This window comes from Mesorhizobium sp. M4B.F.Ca.ET.203.01.1.1 (genome assembly GCF_004791025.1).
Classification (GTDB): domain Bacteria; phylum Pseudomonadota; class Alphaproteobacteria; order Rhizobiales; family Rhizobiaceae; genus Mesorhizobium; species Mesorhizobium abyssinicae.
Window position 1 is genome coordinate 336398 of sequence record NZ_SRUO01000001.1, and the last position, 18546, is coordinate 354943.

General features: G+C 65.1%; 18 protein-coding genes. 6 read left to right on the forward strand and 12 right to left on the reverse strand.

Annotation, left to right across the window (positions count from 1 at the left end; all coding sequences use genetic code 11):
- Positions 1–78: 78 nt before the first annotated feature.
- From EN846_RS01570 to EN846_RS01580, 3 genes are all read left to right on the forward strand, one after another.
- Complete coding sequence (locus tag EN846_RS01570) at positions 79–558, forward strand: carboxymuconolactone decarboxylase family protein (RefSeq protein WP_127309814.1); 480 nt, start codon at positions 79–81, stop codon at positions 556–558.
- Positions 559–642: 84 nt separating this feature from the next.
- Positions 643–1005 (forward strand): nuclear transport factor 2 family protein, encoded by a 363-nt coding sequence (locus EN846_RS01575; RefSeq protein ID WP_127282448.1) that lies wholly within the window; start codon positions 643–645, stop codon positions 1003–1005.
- A gap of 47 nt (positions 1006–1052) precedes the next feature.
- Entirely contained in the window at positions 1053–1367 is a 315-nt protein-coding gene (locus EN846_RS01580; RefSeq protein WP_127282449.1) for a hypothetical protein, read from the forward strand.
- A 66-nt stretch (positions 1368–1433) separates the two neighbouring features.
- Here EN846_RS01580 and EN846_RS01585 read toward each other — a convergent pair whose 3' ends face one another.
- The 9 genes from EN846_RS01585 to EN846_RS01625 form a co-directional block, all read right to left on the reverse strand.
- The gene (locus EN846_RS01585) at positions 1434–2135 is read right to left on the reverse strand and encodes a hypothetical protein (protein ID WP_127393762.1); all 702 of its coding nucleotides are present in this window, start codon (positions 2133–2135) and stop codon (positions 1434–1436) included.
- Positions 2136–2319: 184 nt separating this feature from the next.
- Positions 2320–2805 (reverse strand): nuclear transport factor 2 family protein, encoded by a 486-nt coding sequence (locus EN846_RS01590; protein WP_127282451.1) that lies wholly within the window; start codon positions 2803–2805, stop codon positions 2320–2322.
- Between the two features lie 45 nt (positions 2806–2850).
- On the reverse strand, positions 2851–4278 hold the full coding sequence (locus tag EN846_RS01595) for a gamma-aminobutyraldehyde dehydrogenase (protein ID WP_127309810.1): 1428 nt from the start codon (positions 4276–4278) through the stop codon (positions 2851–2853).
- A 106-nt stretch (positions 4279–4384) separates the two neighbouring features.
- Positions 4385–5200: an ABC transporter permease gene (locus EN846_RS01600; RefSeq protein WP_127282453.1), complete on the reverse strand. Its 816-nt coding sequence runs from the start codon at positions 5198–5200 to the stop codon at positions 4385–4387.
- A complete protein-coding gene (locus EN846_RS01605) occupies positions 5190–6158 on the reverse strand; it encodes an ABC transporter permease (RefSeq protein ID WP_127394280.1) in 969 nt (322 codons plus the stop codon). Before EN846_RS01605 ends, EN846_RS01600 begins: the two co-directional genes overlap by 11 nt.
- 220 nt (positions 6159–6378) lie before the next feature.
- Entirely contained in the window at positions 6379–7377 is a 999-nt protein-coding gene (locus EN846_RS01610) for an ABC transporter ATP-binding protein (RefSeq protein ID WP_127393328.1), read from the reverse strand.
- Positions 7378–7545: 168 nt separating this feature from the next.
- Entirely contained in the window at positions 7546–8700 is a 1155-nt protein-coding gene (locus EN846_RS01615) for an ABC transporter substrate-binding protein (RefSeq protein ID WP_127282456.1), read from the reverse strand.
- Between the two features lie 220 nt (positions 8701–8920).
- On the reverse strand, positions 8921–9832 hold the full coding sequence (locus tag EN846_RS01620) for a LysR substrate-binding domain-containing protein (protein WP_127282457.1): 912 nt from the start codon (positions 9830–9832) through the stop codon (positions 8921–8923).
- Between the two features lie 74 nt (positions 9833–9906).
- Positions 9907–10680 carry a DeoR/GlpR family DNA-binding transcription regulator gene (locus EN846_RS01625; RefSeq protein WP_127393327.1) on the reverse strand — a complete coding sequence of 258 codons (774 nt, stop codon included), beginning with the start codon at positions 10678–10680 and terminating at the stop codon, positions 9907–9909.
- Positions 10681–11083: 403 nt separating this feature from the next.
- On the opposite strand from EN846_RS01625, the gene EN846_RS01630 reads away from it, so the two are divergent.
- On the forward strand, positions 11084–11971 hold the full coding sequence (locus EN846_RS01630; RefSeq protein WP_127282459.1) for a phosphotransferase family protein: 888 nt from the start codon (positions 11084–11086) through the stop codon (positions 11969–11971).
- Entirely contained in the window at positions 11968–14409 is a 2442-nt protein-coding gene (locus tag EN846_RS01635; protein ID WP_128346677.1) for an FAD-dependent oxidoreductase, read from the forward strand. The genes EN846_RS01630 and EN846_RS01635 overlap by 4 nt, the downstream gene beginning before the upstream one ends.
- A gap of 4 nt (positions 14410–14413) precedes the next feature.
- On the opposite strand, the gene EN846_RS01640 is transcribed toward EN846_RS01635, so the two are convergent.
- Positions 14414–15046, reverse strand: a complete 633-nt coding sequence (locus EN846_RS01640; protein WP_127393070.1) for a class I SAM-dependent methyltransferase — start codon at positions 15044–15046, stop codon at positions 14414–14416.
- A 110-nt stretch (positions 15047–15156) separates the two neighbouring features.
- Here EN846_RS01640 and EN846_RS01645 point away from each other — a divergent pair, with 110 nt between their 5' ends.
- On the forward strand, positions 15157–16059 hold the full coding sequence (locus tag EN846_RS01645; protein WP_127393071.1) for a phosphotransferase family protein: 903 nt from the start codon (positions 15157–15159) through the stop codon (positions 16057–16059).
- 18 nt (positions 16060–16077) lie between these two features.
- On the opposite strand, the gene EN846_RS01650 is transcribed toward EN846_RS01645, so the two are convergent.
- Complete coding sequence (locus tag EN846_RS01650; RefSeq protein WP_127309804.1) at positions 16078–17001, reverse strand: DMT family transporter; 924 nt, start codon at positions 16999–17001, stop codon at positions 16078–16080.
- Positions 17002–17084: 83 nt separating this feature from the next.
- Positions 17085–18365: an amidohydrolase family protein gene (locus EN846_RS01655; protein ID WP_127393072.1), complete on the reverse strand. Its 1281-nt coding sequence runs from the start codon at positions 18363–18365 to the stop codon at positions 17085–17087.
- Positions 18366–18546 lie beyond the last annotated feature (181 nt).

Below are 18546 nucleotides of genomic sequence, written 5' to 3' on the forward strand. Positions count from 1 at the left end.
GGCGCGGCAGAGCGCTAGGATTTTCTTCATGCAGGCCAGGCGGATTTCGCCGCGAAGCACCTGCCAATGGAGGATGAGATGGAGAAGTCGAACCGGACACTCAAATCGCTGGTGATCGCGGCAGGCGTTGGCGCGATCTTCACGCTTGCTCCCGCCAAAGCCGAAGATTCCTCGGCCACCGCTGCCTACAAAGACATCCAGGCGACGCTCGGTTCAGTGCCCGACATGTTCAAGACGCTGCCTGACGTGGCGGTCGCCGGCGCCTGGGCCGAGATCAAAGGCGTGCAGCTCAATCCCAACACCGCTCTCGACGGCAAGACGAAGGAGCTGATGGGGCTTGCGGTGGCGGCGCAGATCCCCTGCCAGTACTGCATCTACTTCCACACCGAGGCGGCCAGGCTCAACGGCGCGAGCGACGAGGAGATCAAGGAGGCGATCGCGATGGCGGCCATCGTGCGCCACTGGTCGACGATGCTCAATGGCAGCCAGGTCGATCTCGCCACCTTCAAGAAGCAGACCGACGACGTATTCGCCGCCGTCAAGGCGAAGTCGCAGTGAGGAATGCATCTGCCCGGCGCTTGAGCCGGGCAGCGCCCCCGATCAATCGAACGTCCCGCCTTACGGCGGGCCATGGAGGAGAAAATGTTGACCAAGACTCAACTGGTGGACGGCGCTGCCATCAAGAAGGCAATCGAGGGCCGTGACGGCAAGCTGCTGGCGAGCTTCTACACCGACGACGCGCTGGTGCGGGTGATCGACCGCAACAATCCGCCGAGCAAGCCGCGCGAAATCCGCGGCCGCGCGGCGATCACCACCTTCTGGGACGACATCTGCAGCCGGGCGATGACCCATAAGGTCGACACCACCATCGCCGATGGCGACAACCTCGCCTTCACCCAGGCCTGCGCCTATCCCGACGGCACCAAGGTGTTCTGCGCGGCGATGCTGGAGCTCAAGGCCGGCAGGATCGCGCGACAGACCGTGGTGCAAGCCTGGGACGAGTAGCAAGCAGATCAACAGCGGCTGGGCCGCAAACTCGCAGGAGAACGACAATGTTCAGCGCCAGATGGCAGATCGACGCCAAGTTCGGCCACAAGCAGACCGTGCTCGACATGATGCGGCAATGGGAACGCGACGTCGGCTCGCAGGTCGGCATCTCAGATCTGAACTTCCAGATCATGACCGGATCGATCGGCGCGCATGAATCGAGGATCGAGTCGCATCACCAGGTCGAAAGCCTGGCCCAGCTGGAAGCGTTCTTCGCCAAGCTCGGCAAGATCGAAGCGCACGCCAAATGGGGCAAGGCGCTGGAGCCCTATGTCGTGTCGGGCACCAATGTCTGGCAGATCTTCCGGATCGTCGAATAGCGGCGGCCCCAATCGGCATGCCTGTCGCCCGCAACCGCTCCGGGGCGACAGACGTTGGTCCGGCCGTCAGCTCTTGCGGCCGAAACTGCTGCGCTGCCCCGAAAAGCGCGCCTCCCTGGCCAGCCCCGCTGCCGCCTGGCGGCCGGCCGGACCCTGATTAGGCAGGGTGGCCTGCTTGGCCAACGCCGCAGCGATCATGGCGTCCGCCTGGCGCGCGCGCTCGGCGGCATTGCCTCCCGGCAAGCCTGCGGCCGCGGCATTGGCGGACGACGGCCGCGGGCGCCTGAACGCGAGGAACAGGAGCAGGGCGCCGAGCGCCGCCGCGCCGGCGGCCAGCATGACACGCGTGCCGGTCATTCCGGCCCGCTCGATCTGTGTCGCCTTGGCGGGATTCTGAACAACCACGAGCTTGTCGCCAACCTGCGGCTCACGGCCTCCGCTCTTGTTCAGGTCCATGGTCGCCTCGACGGCGTCCGCGCCGGCGCCGACGCGCAAGATGCCGGTGAATTTCTGTTTCACCGTCCATTCCTTGTCGGCATGGACCGACTTGAATGCTTCCACCAATTCGCATGGGATCGAGGCGCTGCTGACTGTCTTGTAGACGATCCTGTGCTGGGTCGATTCCATCAGGCATTCGACCGTGACCGCCGTGATTTCGGCCGGCACCTGCGGCCAGCCGCTCTTGGCGATGATGTCCTTGGCACAGAAGAAGGCGACCAGCAGGCAGAAGCCGCCGATCATTGTCAGCTTGATCTTCGAGACAGTCATGCGCGAACCCCCTCGCTGCGTGGTTTCCCGTCAGCGAAGCTGCTCGCACAGGTTGAATATTCAGTAAATCGGCAACCGTCGCCACGCGGCGGCAGTTCAACAGACTTAACGGATGACAACCGGTGAACTGAATACTTTAAGGATGGCAGTCCCGCCGCCATCCTTTTTTGCCCGAAGCCGCAACCTACATCAGGCCAAGCTGCTTGTAGAAACCGAGCGCATCGTAATAGTCGCTCTGGGTTGCGATCTTGCCGTCCTTGAGTGAAAACATCGAGGCCCCGGTGAAGGAGAACTTCTTGCCGGTTGCGGCGGTGCCGTCGGCCCAGGGGCCGGTGTTGGTGCCGGAAAACTCCCATTCGAAGGAGGCGCGGTCGCCCTCGATCACAGGCGCGCCCTTCATCGTCCAGACGGCGTCGGGGACGGCCTTGAGGAAATTGTCGATGACGCCGGTCTTGGCCGCTTCCTTGCCCTTGACCGGCGTGCCGACCGACGCGTCGTAGTAGGTGACGTCGTCGGCGAAATAGCCCGCGGCCTTGGCGGAATCATGAGCGTTCCACGCGGCGAGGTATGCTTCGATAACCGACTTCGCGCTGTCGTCGGCAAAGGCCGGCGCGACGGCAAGGAGCGTGGCGGCAATGGCTGCTGATGTCAGAAACTGGCGGCGATGCATCTTCTTCCTCCCTGGTTTTGAATGGTAGGTTCCCTGCGAATGGCGCTAGCCGTGGGCCACCATGACATGGCGGACGGCGGTGTAGTCCTCCAGCGCGTAGAGCGACATGTCCTTGCCGTAGCCGGACTGCTTCAATCCGCCATGCGGCATCTCGTTGGTCAGCATGAAGTGGGTGTTGATCCAGGTGCAGCCATATTGCAGGCGGGCAGCCGTCGCCATGGCGCGCGACACGTCCCTGGTCCACACCGACGAGGCCAGCCCATAATCGCTGTCGTTCGCCCAGTTCACCGCTTCGTCGACCTCCGAGAAGCGCGTGACCGAGACAACCGGGCCGAACACCTCGCGGCGCACGATCTCGTCCTCCTGCAGCGCGCCGGCGACGACTGTCGGCTGGTAGTAGAAGCCCGAGCCCTCGCCCGGCTTGCCGCCGGTGGTGATCTCGATGTGCTTCAGTTCCGAGGCGCGCTCGACGAAGCTCGACACGCGGTCGCGCTGCCGGCGCGAGATCAGCGGGCCGATCTCGTTCTCGGTGTCGTCCGGCCGGTTGTACTTGATGGTCGAGACGGCGGAGGAGAGGTCGGCGACCAGCTTGTCGTAGACCTTCTTGCCGGCGTAGATGCGGCAGGCGGCGGTGCAGTCCTGGCCGGCATTGTAGTAGCCGAAGGCGCGCAGGCCGCTGACCACGGCGCCGAGATCGGCGTCGTCGAAGACGATGACCGGCGCCTTGCCGCCGAGCTCGAGATGCGTGCGCTTGACCGACTTGGCGGCCGCCTGCAGCACCTTCTTGCCGGTGGCGACATCGCCGGTAATCGAGATCATGTTGACCTTGGCATGGTTGATCAGCGCGTTGCCGACGCTTTCGCCACGGCCGAGCACGACATTGACGACACCTTCCGGCAGGATCTCGGCCAGGATCCTGGCCAGCTTCAGCGCCGTCAGCGGCGTCTGCTCGGACGGCTTGAAGACGACGGTGTTGCCGCCGCCGATCGCCGGCGCCAGTTTCCAGGCCATCATCATCAGCGGATAGTTCCACGGCGCGATCGAGGCGACGATGCCGATCGGGTCGCGCCGGACCATCGAGGTGTGGCCGGGCAGGTATTCACCGGCGACCTGGCCGGGCATCGAACGGACGGCGCCGGCAAAGAAGCGGTAGCAGTCGACGATCGCCGGGATCTCGTCATTGAGCACGGAGTTGATCGGCTTGCCGCAGTTCAGCGCCTCCAGTGCTGCAAACTCCTTGGCCTCGGCCTCGATGCGGTCGGCGATCTTCAGCAGATAGCCGGAGCGCTGCGCCGGCGTGGTGCGCGACCAACTGACGAACGCTTGTTCGGCGGCACTGACAGCAGCCTCGATCTGCGCCGGGCTGGCTTCAGGCAGGCTGAGAATGGTCGCCCCGGTCTTTGGATTGAGGATCGGCTCCTCGGTCTCGGTGCCCTTCTCGAAGGTCGAGCCGATCAGCATCTGGGTGTCCATAAGATTTCTCCTTGATCAGGAGCGAGTAGCGAATAGCGAGTAGCGAATAGGGTTGGCGGTCGACTTTTCCCTTATTCGCTATTGGCTATTCCCTATTCGCTGTTCTTCATTTGCCCGAACCAGCGATCTGGTCGCCGTCGCGGGTCAGGTAATAGGCAAAGAGGATCGGCAGCAGCGTCACCAGAACCACGACCATGGCCACGACATTGGTGACCGGACGCTGGCGCGGGCGGATCAGTTCCTCGAGCATCCAGATCGGCACGGTCTGCTGCTGGCCAGCGGTGAAGGTGGTGACGATGACCTCGTCGAAGGACAGCGCGAAGGCGAGCATGCCGCCTGCAAGCAGCGCGGTGGCGATGTTGGGCAGCACGACATGCCTGAAGGTCTGGAAGCCGTCGGCGCCGAGATCCATCGAGGCCTCGATCATCGAGCCGGAGGTGCGGCGGAAGCGGGCGACGGCATTGTTGTAGACGACGACGACGCAGAAGGTGGCGTGGCCGAGCACGATCGTCCAGAACGAGAAGGGGATGTCGGCCAGCGCGAAGGCCGAGCGCAGCGCGATGCCGGTGATGATGCCGGGCAGCGCGATCGGCAGGATGACCAGCAAAGAGATGGTCTCGCGGCCGAAGAAGCGCGTGCGCGAGACGGCGGCGGCGCACAGCGTGCCGAGCACCAGCGCGATCGCCGTCGAGATGGCGGCGACGCGGATCGACAGCGACAGCGCCTCCCACACATCCGGCCGGTTCCAGGTGACGGCGAACCATTGCGTGGTCAGCCCCGGCGGCGGCCAGACGAAGCTCTTTTCCTCCGTCGTGAAGGCGTAGACGAAGATCAGCAGGATCGGCAGGTGCAGGAAGAGCAGGCCGCAGGCGGCGGCGATCTTCAGGCCGAGCGGGGCGGAAGGCGAGCCGTCAGAGCGCATCGAAGGCCCCCATGCGCTTGGCGCCCCAGAGGTAGAAGCCCATGATGACGATGGGCACCACGGTGAAGGCGGCGGCGAGCGGGATGTTACCGGCCGTGCCCTGCTGCGAATAGACGGCCTGGCCGATGAACAGGCGCGAGGTGCCGATGATCTGCGGGATGATGTAGTCGCCCAGTGTCAGCGAGAAGGTGAAGATCGAGCCGGCGACGATGCCGGGCAGCGCCAGCGGGAACAGCACGTTGCGGAAGGTCTGGCCGGGCGAGGCGCCGAGATCGGACGAGGCCTCGACCAGATTGCCCGGCACGCGCTCGAGCGCCGCCTGGACGGGCAGGATCATGAACGGCAGCCAGACATAGACGAAGGCGATGAAGGTGCCGGTGAAGGACACCGACAGCGAGTTGCCGCCGACGATCGGCAGCGACAGCCAGGCGTCGAGCAGCCACAGAAGGTTCAGCTTGCCGAGCAGCCAGGTGAGGATGCCCTCCTTGGCGAGGATGAGCTTCCAGGCATAGACCTTGACCAGGTAGCTCGACCACAGCGGCAGCATGACGCCAAGATAGAACAGCGCCTTCCAGCGGCCGCGCGCGTAGCGCGCCGCGTAGTAGGCGATGGGGAAGGCGATGATCGCCGAGGCCAGCGTGACGAGCGCGGCCATCGTCACCGTGCGCAGGATGATGTCGAGATTGGCGGCCTGGAGCAGGTCGCCATAGGTCTTGAGCGTGAACTCGCGGTTGATGAGGCCCGAGAACTCGTCGATGGAGAAAAAACTCTGCGCCAGCAGGGCGAACAGCGAGCCGATATAGACGATGCCGAGCCACAGCACCGGCGGCAGCAGCATGAGGAGCAGCAACAGCTTCGGCCGGCGCCAGAACAGGTCGGAGAGCGCGCCGCGCAGGCCGCCGCTGCCCGGCAGGATGGCAGGCGCGGCGGGGTTGGAGTTGAGGGCGGCGATGGTCATGGGGCCACCGCTTGTTGTTGACTAATTGAGAGGTTGAGTTCCCGCCCACCCCCCTCTGTCCTGCCGGACATCTCCCCCGCAAGGGGGGAGATCAGCAGCTTGTCTGTCCTGCCGGTTCTGACGCGTTGCAAATTGGCGAAGCCGGTGGCGATAGCAAATCTCCCCCCGTGCGGGGGAGATGTCCGGCAGGACAGAGGGGGGTGCTTCGCGCAGACCTCAATCATGCCGGCTCATCCATCAGATGCAGGTGCTCGCGATTGAACGTCAGCGCCACCGCTTCGCCTTCCGCCGGCAGTTTTGTGACGGCCGGTACGATGGCGTGCAGCCTCAAGCCGTCGACATCGAGCGCCAGTCTCGTGGTGGCGCCGAGATAATTCGTCCCGACCAGGCGCGCGGTAACGCCATCGCCTTTCGCTGCGCGGCCTATGCGGATGGATTCGGGGCGCAGACTGCCCCAGCGATGCTGGCCGCAATAGCGCTGGACGAAATCCGGCGGCAGCACGTTGGACGAGCCGACGAAGTCGGCGACGAAGCGTGTCCTCGGGCGCTGGTAGATGTCTTCAGGCGTGCCGATCTGCATGATCCTGCCGTCGTTGAAGACGGCGACGCGGTCGGCCATCGACAGCGCCTCGCCCTGGTCGTGGGTGACGAAGACGAAGGTGATGCCGAGCGCCTTCTGCAGCGACTTCAACTCCTCCTGCATGTTCTCGCGCAGCTTGAGGTCGAGCGCGCCGAGCGGTTCGTCGAGCAGGAGCACCTTGGGCTGGTTGACGAGCGCGCGGGCGAGCGCGACGCGCTGGCGCTGGCCGCCGGAGAGCTGGCCGGGACGGCGGGCGCCATAGCCCGGAAGCCTTACCAGCGACAGCGCCTCTTCCGCCGCCTTATGGCGCTCCGGCTTGCCGACGCCCTTGACCATCAGCCCGTAGGCGACGTTGTCGAGGACGTTCAGATGCGGAAAGAGCGCGTAGTCCTGGAAGACGGTGTTGACGTTGCGGCGGTAGGGCGGGACGCCCTCGGCGCGCTCGCCGAAAATGGAGATCGAGCCCGAGGTCGGCTGCTCGAAGCCGGCGATCAGGCGCAGGCAGGTGGTCTTGCCGGAGCCCGACGGGCCGAGCATGGCGAAGAACTCGCCGGGCGCGATGTCGAGATCGACGGCGTCGACGGCGCGAACGCTGCCGAAATGGCGAGAGACTTTTTGAAAGGATACGGCCGAGGTCATGGGCTGTCAGTCAGTTGCCGGTTTGGTTCTGTCGGATCGCGATAGCGCGCTGCTTCACCTCCCCCTCCATGGGGAAGGTCGCGGCGAAGCCGCGGGTGGGGGTGGCTGGCACGGACCGCCACCCCGACGCTGCGCGTTTACCCTCCCCACAAGGGGGAGGGTAAAGCATCACCGTCCGCCGATGACGCCGATATAGTCAGACACCCAGCGGTAATAGGGGACGCACTGGTTGTTCTCGCTGGCGCATTTCGACACCGGCGTCTTCCAGAACTTGATCTTGTCGAAATTGTCGTAGCCGTTGGTCTTGCAGCCTTCGTCGCCGAGCAGTTCATTGCCCTTGCAGGCGGCGGGCACCACCGGCAGCGAGCCGAACCAGGCCGAGACATCGCCCTGGACCTTGGGCGACAGCGAGTGCTCGAGCCACATATAGGCGCAGTTCGGATGGGCGGCGTCGGCCTCCATCATGGTGGTGTCGGCCCAGCCGGTGACGCCTTCCTCCGGCACGGTCGAGGAGACCGGCTTCTTGGCGGCGACCAGCGTGTTGACCTGGTACGGCCACGAGCCCGAGGCGACGACGCCCTCGTTCTGGAAATCGTCGACCTGGATCGCGGCATCGTGCCAGTAGCGGCCGACCAGCGTGCGCTGGACGCGCAGCAGGTCGAGCGCCGCCTTGTACTGGTCCTCGGTCAGCTCGTAGGGATCCTTGATGCCGAGCTCCGGCTTGTGGAACATCAGGTAGTTGGCGGCGTCGGCGATGTGGATCGGACCGTCATAGGCCTGGACGCGGCCCTTGTTCGACTTGCCGTCGGGCAGGTTCATCTCCTCGAAGACGACGTTCCAGCTCTTGGGCGCTTCCTTGAAAACGTCGGTGTTGTACATCAGCACGTTCGGGCCCCACTGATAGGGAACGCCGTAGTGCACCTTGTCGACCGTGAACCAGGGGGCGTCCTTCAGCCGGTCGTCGACGCTCTTCCAGCTCGGCACGAGATCGGTGTTGATCGGCTGCACGCGCTTGCCGGCGACGAGGCGCAACGAAGCATCGCCCGACGCGGTGACGAGGTCGAAGCCGCCCTCGTTCATCAACGAGACCATCTCGTCCGACGTGTTGGCGGTCTTGACGTTGACCTTGCAGCCGCTCTCCTTCTCGAAGGAGGTGACCCAGTCATAGCCCTTGTCGGTTTCGCCGCGCTCGATGTAGCCCGGCCAGGCGACGATGTTGACCTCGCCCTCGCCCTTGCCGAGCTCCTTGACCTGGGCGACGGCCTGGCCGGAGAAGGTCAGCGCGACCGTCAATGCAGTGCACGACTTCAGGAATGAATTCATCATCGATCTCCCATTTTGGCGCATGTCTCCGATAAGATCATGCTCACCCTCAAAACATTGAAGCGTCCACCGACCAGGAAAATGGGCGGCGCTCCAAGGGGCCGCACTCTGCGGCGGCTTTGGTTCCCTAACCGGAGGTTGCTGCGAAATTCCCGGTTTCGCAAATTCATTTATCAGAAAGCCGATATCGGTTTTTCCGATAGATAAATGCGCGAGCTTGTCAGGGGCGCTGGCGGACCATACGCTGCGACTGGGCAAGGCCGATGAAGTCGCGCGCGGCCTGCGGCAGGCTGGAGCCGCGGCGCCAGACCATGCCGACCTGGACCACCGGCAAGGCGCCGGAAATATCGCGCGATTCGATGCGGTCGCCTTCCAGCGACCATGGCCGGTAGACGAGGTCGGGCAACAGCGCCACGCCGGCGCCGGTGGCGACGAGGCTGCGCACCGCCTCGACCGAGCGGGTGCGGAAGGCGACATGCGGCCTGGCGCCGAGCGCCGCGAGCAGCTTGCCGGTGTTCTCCTCGATCTCGTCGACGGTCAGCATGATCAGCGGCTCCGACACGATGTCGCTGAGATCGATGATGTCGGCGCTGGCGAGTTTGTGGCTGAGCGGCACCCACAGGCGATAGGCCGAGACCTCGAGGATTTCCGACTGCAGCGCGGTGCGGTCGCGCAGGTTCGAGGTGACCATGACGGCGATATCGAGCTTGCCGCCGATCAAAAGGTGCTCGAGATAGTCGCCATTGTCCTCGATGGCCGAGACCTCGACACCGGGATAGGCACGACGGTAGCGGGCGAGAAGATCGGACAGCACATAGCCGGCGACCAGCGAGGTGACGCCGAGCTGGAGGCGGCCGCCGGCCACCAATTGGTCGCCGAAGAAGGCGCGGCGGGCGTCCGACACATCGGCGAGGATCTTGGTCGCGTGGCGCAGGAACTGGTGGCCTTTGTGGGTGATGTTGAGGCCGCGCGGATGGCGCTCGAACAGTTCGACGCCGAGGTCGCTTTCCAGTTCCTTGATCGCCTCGGTGACCGAGGATTGGGAGATGGAGAGGTTCTGAGCGGCGCCGGACACGGTGCCCTGCTCGGCGACGGCGACGAAGAACTGCAGCTGGCGGATGGTGAAAGCCATGGCGGGACTAAACACTGGCGCAGGGCGGAAGGAAAGCGGGCCACTTGGCGGCCCACAACATCGCTGTCCCGGTCTTAGCTGTCGTCGCCACCGGCTATGCTGATCCGCCCGCCGGCCGCGGCGAGCGCGGCGGCGATGTCGCGCGGCGGCGGCAGGTCGGTGGCGAGTTCGGAAAAGCCGTCGAAGCCGCAGACCCGGACCAGACCCTGGCGGCCGAACTTGCTTTGATCGGTGACCACCACAGAGCGCTGGCCGCGCGACAGCACCATGCGGGCGAACTCCGCCTCTTCCAGATCGTAGTCCATCAGGCCGGCAATGGCGTCGACCGCGCCGATGGAGATCACCGCGTGGCTGACGGAGAAGCGGCTGACGAAGTCGATGGCCGAGACGCCGAAGGCGGCGCCGGAATCGCTGCGCAACTCGCCGCCGGCCATGTAGACCTTGTTGCCGTTGACGGTGGCGAGCGTGCGGGCGATGTCCGACGAATTGGTGACGACGGTGAGCCGCCGGTGGCCGAGCAACTCGCGGGCGAGGAACGAGGTGGTCGTGCCGGTATCGAGCATGACCGACTCGCCGTCGCGGATGGTGGCTGCGACCATGCGGGCGATGGCGCGCTTGGCGTCTGCATTCTCGCGCATGCGCCGCTCGAACGGCGCTTCGCCCGCCATTGCCGGCAGACTGACGGCGCCGTGCATCTTCAGGATCGAGCCGTCATTGGTGAGCGGCTTGACGTCGCGGCGCACGGTCTCCAGCGAGACTCCCAGCCGGTCGGCCAGGCTGGCGATGGTGATGGTGCCCTCCTCGTTGAGGAGCCGCAAAATCTCGCCATGCCGTTTCGAATGGATCATACGGGCTTCCAGGATTTTGACCGATTCTAAGGCAATCCTGCCGTTTTTAAAGGAAGCGCTTATACTTTCGGGCAAAACACCCAAAAAAAGTCACGGCTTTTGATTGACAGCCGACCAACACTGGCGTGAGATCGAAGAAAGGTGACAGGCTCGAAAGCGCCACGGGAAGGTGATGGCGGAGCCGCAATTCACGGACCAGATCGCCCGGAACGGGCCTGGTGCAAGGAATTTTCAGATCCGCGGGGGCGGATGCCGGGATCACAAACCTGGCCAAGGGGCTCGTCGGTGCGGTGCGGGATACCGGTCCTGGCGTCCCGCACCGACGAGATTTTCCCACTCCCCTCCGCCGTCGCCGCCCTGTCCGTGGCGCTTTGTCGAAGCTCAGCCTAACCAGGGATAGACCGTGACCGTCGAAGACCGCATCCGCGCCCTGCCCTGCTGGACCGGCACGATCGAGATTGAGCCGCTGCCGGGCGGCCTGAGCAACGCCAACTACCTGGTCCAGGACGCGGCCGGACGGCATGTGGTGCGCTTCGGCCAGGATTTTCCGTTCCACCACGTCTTTCGCGAGCGCGAGGTGATGACCTCGCGCGCGGCGCATGCCGCGGGCTTCGCGCCGGCCGTCCGCTATGCCGAGCCGGGCATCATGGTGACGCAGTATCTCGGCGCCAGGACCTATACCGCCGAGGACGTGCGCGCCAACATCGGCCGCGTCGCCGCCCTGATGCGCGGCTTCCACCGCGAAATGCCCAATCACGTCTCCGGCGCCGGTTTCATGTTCTGGGTGTTCCACGTCATCCGCGACTATGCGCGCACGCTGGATGAAGGCGGCAGCCGCAAGCGGGACGAATTGCCCCGCTACCTGACGCTCGCCGATGAACTGGAACGCGCGCAAAAACTGCTGCCGATCGTCTTCGGCCACAACGATCTTTTGCCGGCCAATATTCTCGACGACGGCAACAGGCTGTGGCTGATCGACTTCGAATATGCGGGCTTCAACACGGCGATGTTCGACCTTGCCGGCTCGGCCTCCAACGCCGGCCTGAGCGACGAGGAATCCTTCGCCCTGCTCACCGCCTATTTCATGAAGGAGCCCGACGATGCCATCCGCCGCTCGCATGCGGCGATGCAATGCGCCTCGCTGCTGCGCGAGGCGATGTGGAGCATGGTCTCCGAACTCTATCTCGACGCGCCCGGCATCGACTACGTCGCCTACACCGAGGAGAACCTGACGCGGCTCGACGCGGCGCTGGACCACTACCAAACCAAATACGGAAGGCTGAGCCCATGACCTTGCCCAGCCAGGCCGGGATCGTCGTCATCGGCGGCGGCATCATCGGCTGCTCGACGGCCTATCATCTGGCGCGCGACCACAAGGCCGATGTCGTGCTCCTGGAGCAGGGCAAGCTGACCTCGGGCTCGACCTGGCACGCGGCCGGGCTGGTCGGCCAGCTGCGTTCGTCGGCCTCGATCACGCGCGTGCTGAAATACTCCGTCGAGCTCTACAAGGGGCTGGAGGCAGAGACCGGGCTCGCCACCGGCTGGAAGATGACCGGGTGCCTCAGGCTGGCCACCAATGCCGACCGCTGGACCGAGTTCAGGCGGCTGGCGACGACGGCGAAAAGCTTCGGCATGGATATGCAATTGCTGTCGCCGGACGAGGTGAAAAAGATGTGGCCGCTGATGGAGACCGGCGACCTCGTCGGCGCCTCCTGGCTGCCGACCGACGGCCAGGCGAGCCCCTCCGACATCACCCAGTCGCTGGCCAAGGGCGCGCGCATGCATGGCGCCAAACTGTTCGAGGAGGTGCGCGTCACCGGCTTCGCGATGAAGGACGGCCGCATCACCGCGGTGAAGACCGACAAGGGCGACATCGCCTGCGACAAGGTGGTGAACTGCGCCGGGCAATGGGCCCGCCAGGTCGGCGCGATGGCCGGCATCAACGTGCCGCTGCAGCCGGTCAAGCACCAGTACATCATCACCGAGAAGATCGACGGGCTGGCGACCGACGCGCCGACGATCCGCGACCCCGACCGCCGCACCTATTTCAAAGAAGAGGTCGGCGGGCTGGTGATGGGCGGCTATGAGCCGAACCCGCAAGCCTGGACGACGGGCGACGTTCCCAACGACTGGGAATTCCGGCTGTTCGACGACGACTACGATCATTTCGAGCAGCACATGGCGCAGGCGATCGCGCGAGTTCCAGCCTTGGAAACCGTCGGCGTCAAGCAGATGATCAACGGGCCGGAAAGTTTTACGCCGGACGGCAATTTCATCCTCGGCGTGGCACCCGAATGCGCCAACATGTTCGTCGGCGCCGGCTTCAACGCCTTCGGCATCGCGTCTGGCGGCGGCGCCGGCTGGGTACTGGCGCAATGGGTGGTCGACGGCGAGGCGCCGCTCGACCTCTGGGTGGTCGACATCAGGCGTTTTTCCAACCTGCATCGCGACCGGCAATGGGTCTGCGACCGCACGCTGGAGGCCTATGGCAAGCACTACACGATCGGCTTCCCGCATGAGGAATATCTCTCCGGCCGGCCGCGTATCGTGTCGCCGCTCTATGAACGGCTGGGCGGGCACCGCGCCGTGTTCGGCTCGAAGCTCGGCTGGGAGCGGCCGAACTGGTTCGCGCCCGACGGCGTAGAGCCCGAGGACGTCTATTCGATGGGCCGGCAGAACTGGTTCCAGGCAGTCGGCGAGGAACATCGGCATGTGCGCGAGAAGGTCGGCATCTTCGATCAGTCGTCCTTCGCCAAATACGAGATGACCGGCGCGGATGCCTTGAAAGCGCTCGACTGGATCTGCGCCAACGACGTCAACAAGCCGGTCGGCCGGCTGACCTATACGCAGCTTCTCAACACGCGCGGCGGCATCGAAGCTGACCTGACCGTGTCGCGGCTCGGCGAGGACAGGTTCTACATCGTCACCGGCACCGGCTTCCGCACGCACGATCTGTCGTGGATCGAGGACCATGTCGGCAAGGGGCTCGACGTGGCGCTGAATGATGTCACGGAGGATTTCGGCACGCTGACGCTGATGGGGCCGCGCGCCCGCGACGTGCTGTCGGCAGTGACGGACGCGGATGTCTCCAACACCGCCTTCCCGTTCGGCCATGCGCGCGAGATCCAGATCGCCGGCCATACGGTGAAGGCGCTGCGCGTCACCTATGTCGGCGAGCTCGGCTGGGAACTGCATGTGCCGATCGCGGCGACCGGCGAGGTGTTCGACGCGCTGATGACGGCGGGCGAGGCGCACGGCATCCGCCCGATCGGCTACCGGGCGCTGGAATCGCTGCGGCTGGAGAAAGGCTACCGCGCCTGGGGTTCCGACATCACGCCCAACGACACGCCGCAGGAGGCTGGCCTCGGCTGGGCGGTGAAGCTTCGCAAGAACACCGACTTCGTCGGCCGAAGGGCACTCGAGAACGCCGCCGGCGAGGCGCTGAAGAAACGCTTTGCCGGCTTTACTGTCGACGACCCCGCGATCGTGCTGGTCGGACGCGAGACCATCCTGCGCAATGGCGAGCCGGTCGGCTACCTCACCAGCGGCGGCTATGGCTACACGCTGGGCAAGAACATCGGCTACGGCTATGTGCGCAACGCGGCCGGCGTCGGCGACGATTTTCTCGCTTCCGGCGACTATGAGCTGGTGGTGGCGATGGAGCGGACGCCGGCAAAGATCCATCTCGAGCCGATGTACGATCCGGCCGGGGAAAAAATCAAAGCCTAGGGCCTCAGATCACGCGCAGGACCAGGCCGCGGCTGGGCACGGTGTCGGCCTCGCCGGGCATTGAGACATAGGGCGCGGTCTCTTCGACGCGGACGACCGTGCGCCCTGCCTCGAGCGCGGCGACGCGCTCAGCAAAGCCGGCCTCCCACAGCGTGTTCTTGACCGTGAGCACGATCACCCCGCCCGGCCGGCAGATGCGGATCAACTCGTCCAGACCCTCGGCGCCGACATGGCCTGAAGTGAAGACGCCTGCCGAGACGATGCCGGCATAGGCATTGTCCGCGAAGGGCAATGGCCCACCCATCGCCAGGCAGTGAAGCGCCGTGTAGACGCCTTTGGCGGCAGCCTTGTCCAGCATGCCTTGCGAAATATCGAGCGCCTCGACCTTGGGATAGCCGGTGATGGCGAGCCATTCGCCGATCAGGCCGGTGCCGGCGCCGGCATCCAGCAGCGGCGCGGCGCCGCGCGGCAGATGGCGGGCGATCAGCGCCAGACAGATCGTCGGATGGCGGTAACCGGCCGCCGACATGTCGGCGTCGTAGGTCTCGGACCAGCGGTCGTAAAGCGCTGCCACCTCTTCCGGCCGCTTCGCCGCGTAGGCCGCGGTGAGCGGTCCAAGATGCTTGCTGTCTGCCATCTTTCTGTTGCCGCCGCCTGATCGAGTCGACTTTGATCGGATGATAGCCAAATGGCGAAAATTGTGGAACCGTTCCTCCATAAACAAGGTGAGAAGGTAAACACGGGGGCATAATGACGGACGAGGCACGCGCGGCATTGGCCGCGATTCCGGTGCTGGCGGGCTATCAGGGACCGCTGGAACGGCTCGGCGGCCTGACCAATCTCGTCTACAGGGCCGGCGATCTTTGCCTGCGCATCCCCGGCAAGGGCACCGAGGAGTATATCAACCGCGCCAATGAGGCGGTGGCGGCGCGCGAGGCGGCCAAGGCCGGGGTCAGCCCCGAGTTGCTGCATGCCGACGCCGGGACGGGCGTGCTGGTGAGCCGTTACGTCGCCGGCGCCGAAACGATGTCGCCGGAGAAGTTCAAGACGAGGGCCGGCAGCCCGGCACGCGCCGGCGAGGCCTTCCGCAAGCTGCATTCATCCGGCGCGGTGTTTCCCTTCCGCTTCGAGCTGTTTGCGATGATCGACGACTATCTCAAGGTGCTGTCGACCAAGAATGTGGCGCTGCCCGCCGGCTATCACGACGTGGTGCGCGAGGCCGACAGCGTGCGCGCGGCGCTTGCAACCCACCCCATTCCAATTGTCGCCTGCCACTGCGATCCGCTGTGCGAGAATTTTCTCGATACCGGCGACAGGATGTGGATCGTCGACTGGGAATATTCGGGCATGAACGATCCGCTCTGGGACCTCGGCGATCTCTCCGTCGAAGGCAAGTTCGACGCCGCGCAGGACGAGGAATTGATGCTCGCCTATTTCGGCCGCGCGCCGAAGCCCGCCGAGCGCGGCCGCGTCGTCATCTACAAGGCGATGTGCGACCTTCTGTGGACGCTGTGGGGGCTGATCCAGCTCGCCAACAACAATCCGGTCGACGATTTCCGCGCCTATGCCGACGGCCGCTTCGCCCGCTGCAAGGCGTTGATGGAGACGGCGGAGTTCTCGCTGCACCTAGCGGCGATACGCAAGGGCTAGCCGCCCGAACTGCGAGCCCTAGTTCACGCCCTTCGGCACGTTCTCCGGGGGAACCACTGTCTCCACCACCTTCTGGCGATGGAAGATGAAGATGCCGGCGAGCACGACGATCGCCGAGCCGACCAGGATACGAAGGCTCGGCACGTCGCCGAAGAAGGCCAGACCGAAGACGATCGCCCACAGAAGCAGGCTGTAGTGCAGAGGCGCCAGCGTCGAGGCCGGCGCCAGCTTCAGCGCCCTGGTGATCATCAGATGGGCGGCGCAGGAGACGACGCCGAGCAACAGCATGGCGCCGAAATCGAGCGCGGACGGTGTGCGCCAGGCGCCGATGGTCAAGACCCCGCCGACAACCAGCGTGCCGATGGTCTGCCAGGTGACGAGCGTAGTGTCGCTGGTGCCGCGCAGACGACGGCCAAGGATGATGGCGAAGCCGAAAGCGATGCTGCCGACCAGCGCAAAGCCGGAAGACATTGAGAAGGCGGCAGAGGACGGCTTCAGGATGATGAGCACGCCGCAGAAGCCTACCAGGATCGCCAGCCATCGCCGCCAGCCGACCTTCTCGCCGAGCAGCAGGTGCGACAGCGCCGCGACATAGATCGGGCCGGCCATGTAGAAGCTCATCACGTCGGCGAGCGGCAAATAGACGACCGCGGCGTAGAAGAACCCGGTATCGAGCGTGGTCGCCACGACGCGCAGGACCTGCAGCATCGGCCGGTCGAGACTGAACAGCTTGCCCGTGCCCTGGTTGGCGATCATCGGACCGAGCACGATGAAGGCGCCGATCGAGCGGATCAGCACCACCTGACCGACCGAGAAGGAGGCGACCAGCCATTTGCCCATCGCGTCGTTCAGCGCGAACATGAAATCGCCGGCCAGCATCAGGAGGATGCCGGCGAGAAGCATGTTCTTGATCGTAAAGCCACGGGCGAAAGACTGAGCCATGGCGGGCGTCCTAGCTTCAAGCCGGGGATTTGACGAGCAAAATCCCGGCAATCCGTAAGACCAGCGGCGAAAATCGGCTGGTTCTAGCTGGATTTATGCCTTCGGTTGACACTTTGCGGCCTGCCCGCGATCGACAGGCGCGTTTCCTGCTTTGTCCGCTCCGCCACCACCTTGCCCCGGGCGATGACGCAGAGCCGTTCGGCGCGCAGGCGCACCGCCTCGATCGGATTGCCGGCATCGAGGACGACGAGGCTGGCGCGCTTGCCGACGGCCAGCCCGAGGTGGTCGAGGCCCATGATGGCGGCGTTGACGTTGGTGACCATGTCGAAACAGCGCGCCATGTCGGCCGGGCTCGACATCTGGGCGACATGCAGGCCCATGAAGGCGACGTCGAGCATGTCGGCGGTGCCCAGCGAATACCAGGGGTCGAGCACGCAGTCCTGGCCCCAGCCGACGCGGATGCCAAGCGCCAGCATCTCCTTCACCCGGGTCAGGCCGCGTCGCTTGGGGAACGTGTCGTGGCGGCCCTGCAGCATGATGTTGATCAGCGGGTTGGGGATCGCCGACACGCCGGCCTCGGCGATCAGCGGCAACAGCTTGGAGACGTAGTAATTGTCCATCGAATGCATGGAGGTGAGGTGCGAGCCGGCCACCCTGCCCTGCAGGCCGAGCCGCTCGGTCTCATAGGCAAGCTGCTCGATGTGGCGCGACAGCGGATCGTCGGTCTCGTCGCAGTGCAGGTCGACCATGAGGCCGCGTTTGGCGGCGATTTCGCAGAACTCGGTTACCGAGCGCGTGCCGTCGGCCATGGTGCGCTCGAAATGCGGGATGCCGCCGACAATGTCGACGCCGAGATCGAGCGCGCGGACGGTGTTTTGACGCGCCGTCGGCGAGCGGTAGAGCCCGTCCTGCGGGAAGGCGACGAGCTGCAGGTCGATATAGGGCGCGACGGTCTTCTTGACCTCGAGCAGCGCCTCGACCGCCAGCAGCCGGTCGTCGCAGACATCGACATGGGTGCGGATGGCAAGCAGCCCCATCGACACCGCCCAGTCGCAATAGGCAAGCGCCCGCTCGCGCACCGCCTCATGCGTCAGCAGCGGCTTCAGTTCGCCCCACAGCGCGATGCCTTCGAGCAGCGTGCCGGAGGCATTGATACGCGGAATGCCGTAGGAGAGCGTGGCGTCCATATGGAAATGCGGATCGACGAAGGGCGGCGAGACCAGATTGCCACGCGCGTCGATCACCGTGCCCGCGGCGGCGGTCAGTTCGGGCTCGATCGCGGCGATCGTCTCGCCGGCGATGCCGATATCGGCAACCCTGCCGTCAGGCAGCGTGCCGCCGCGTACGATCAGGTCGAAATCCATCTTCCGTCATCCCCTTGGTAGAATCAGCGCCATCCTGGCGCAAAAGAGGGTCTGCCGCAGCCGTTTCGTTCCGCAAGCGCGAAAGGTTCCATCCGGCGGCAACTCGCTCTATAAGCCGCCTCTCGCCCTCGTGGCGAATCCGAAATTCGCTCAGAGACTCCAGCCAGGCACGGGATCAGCC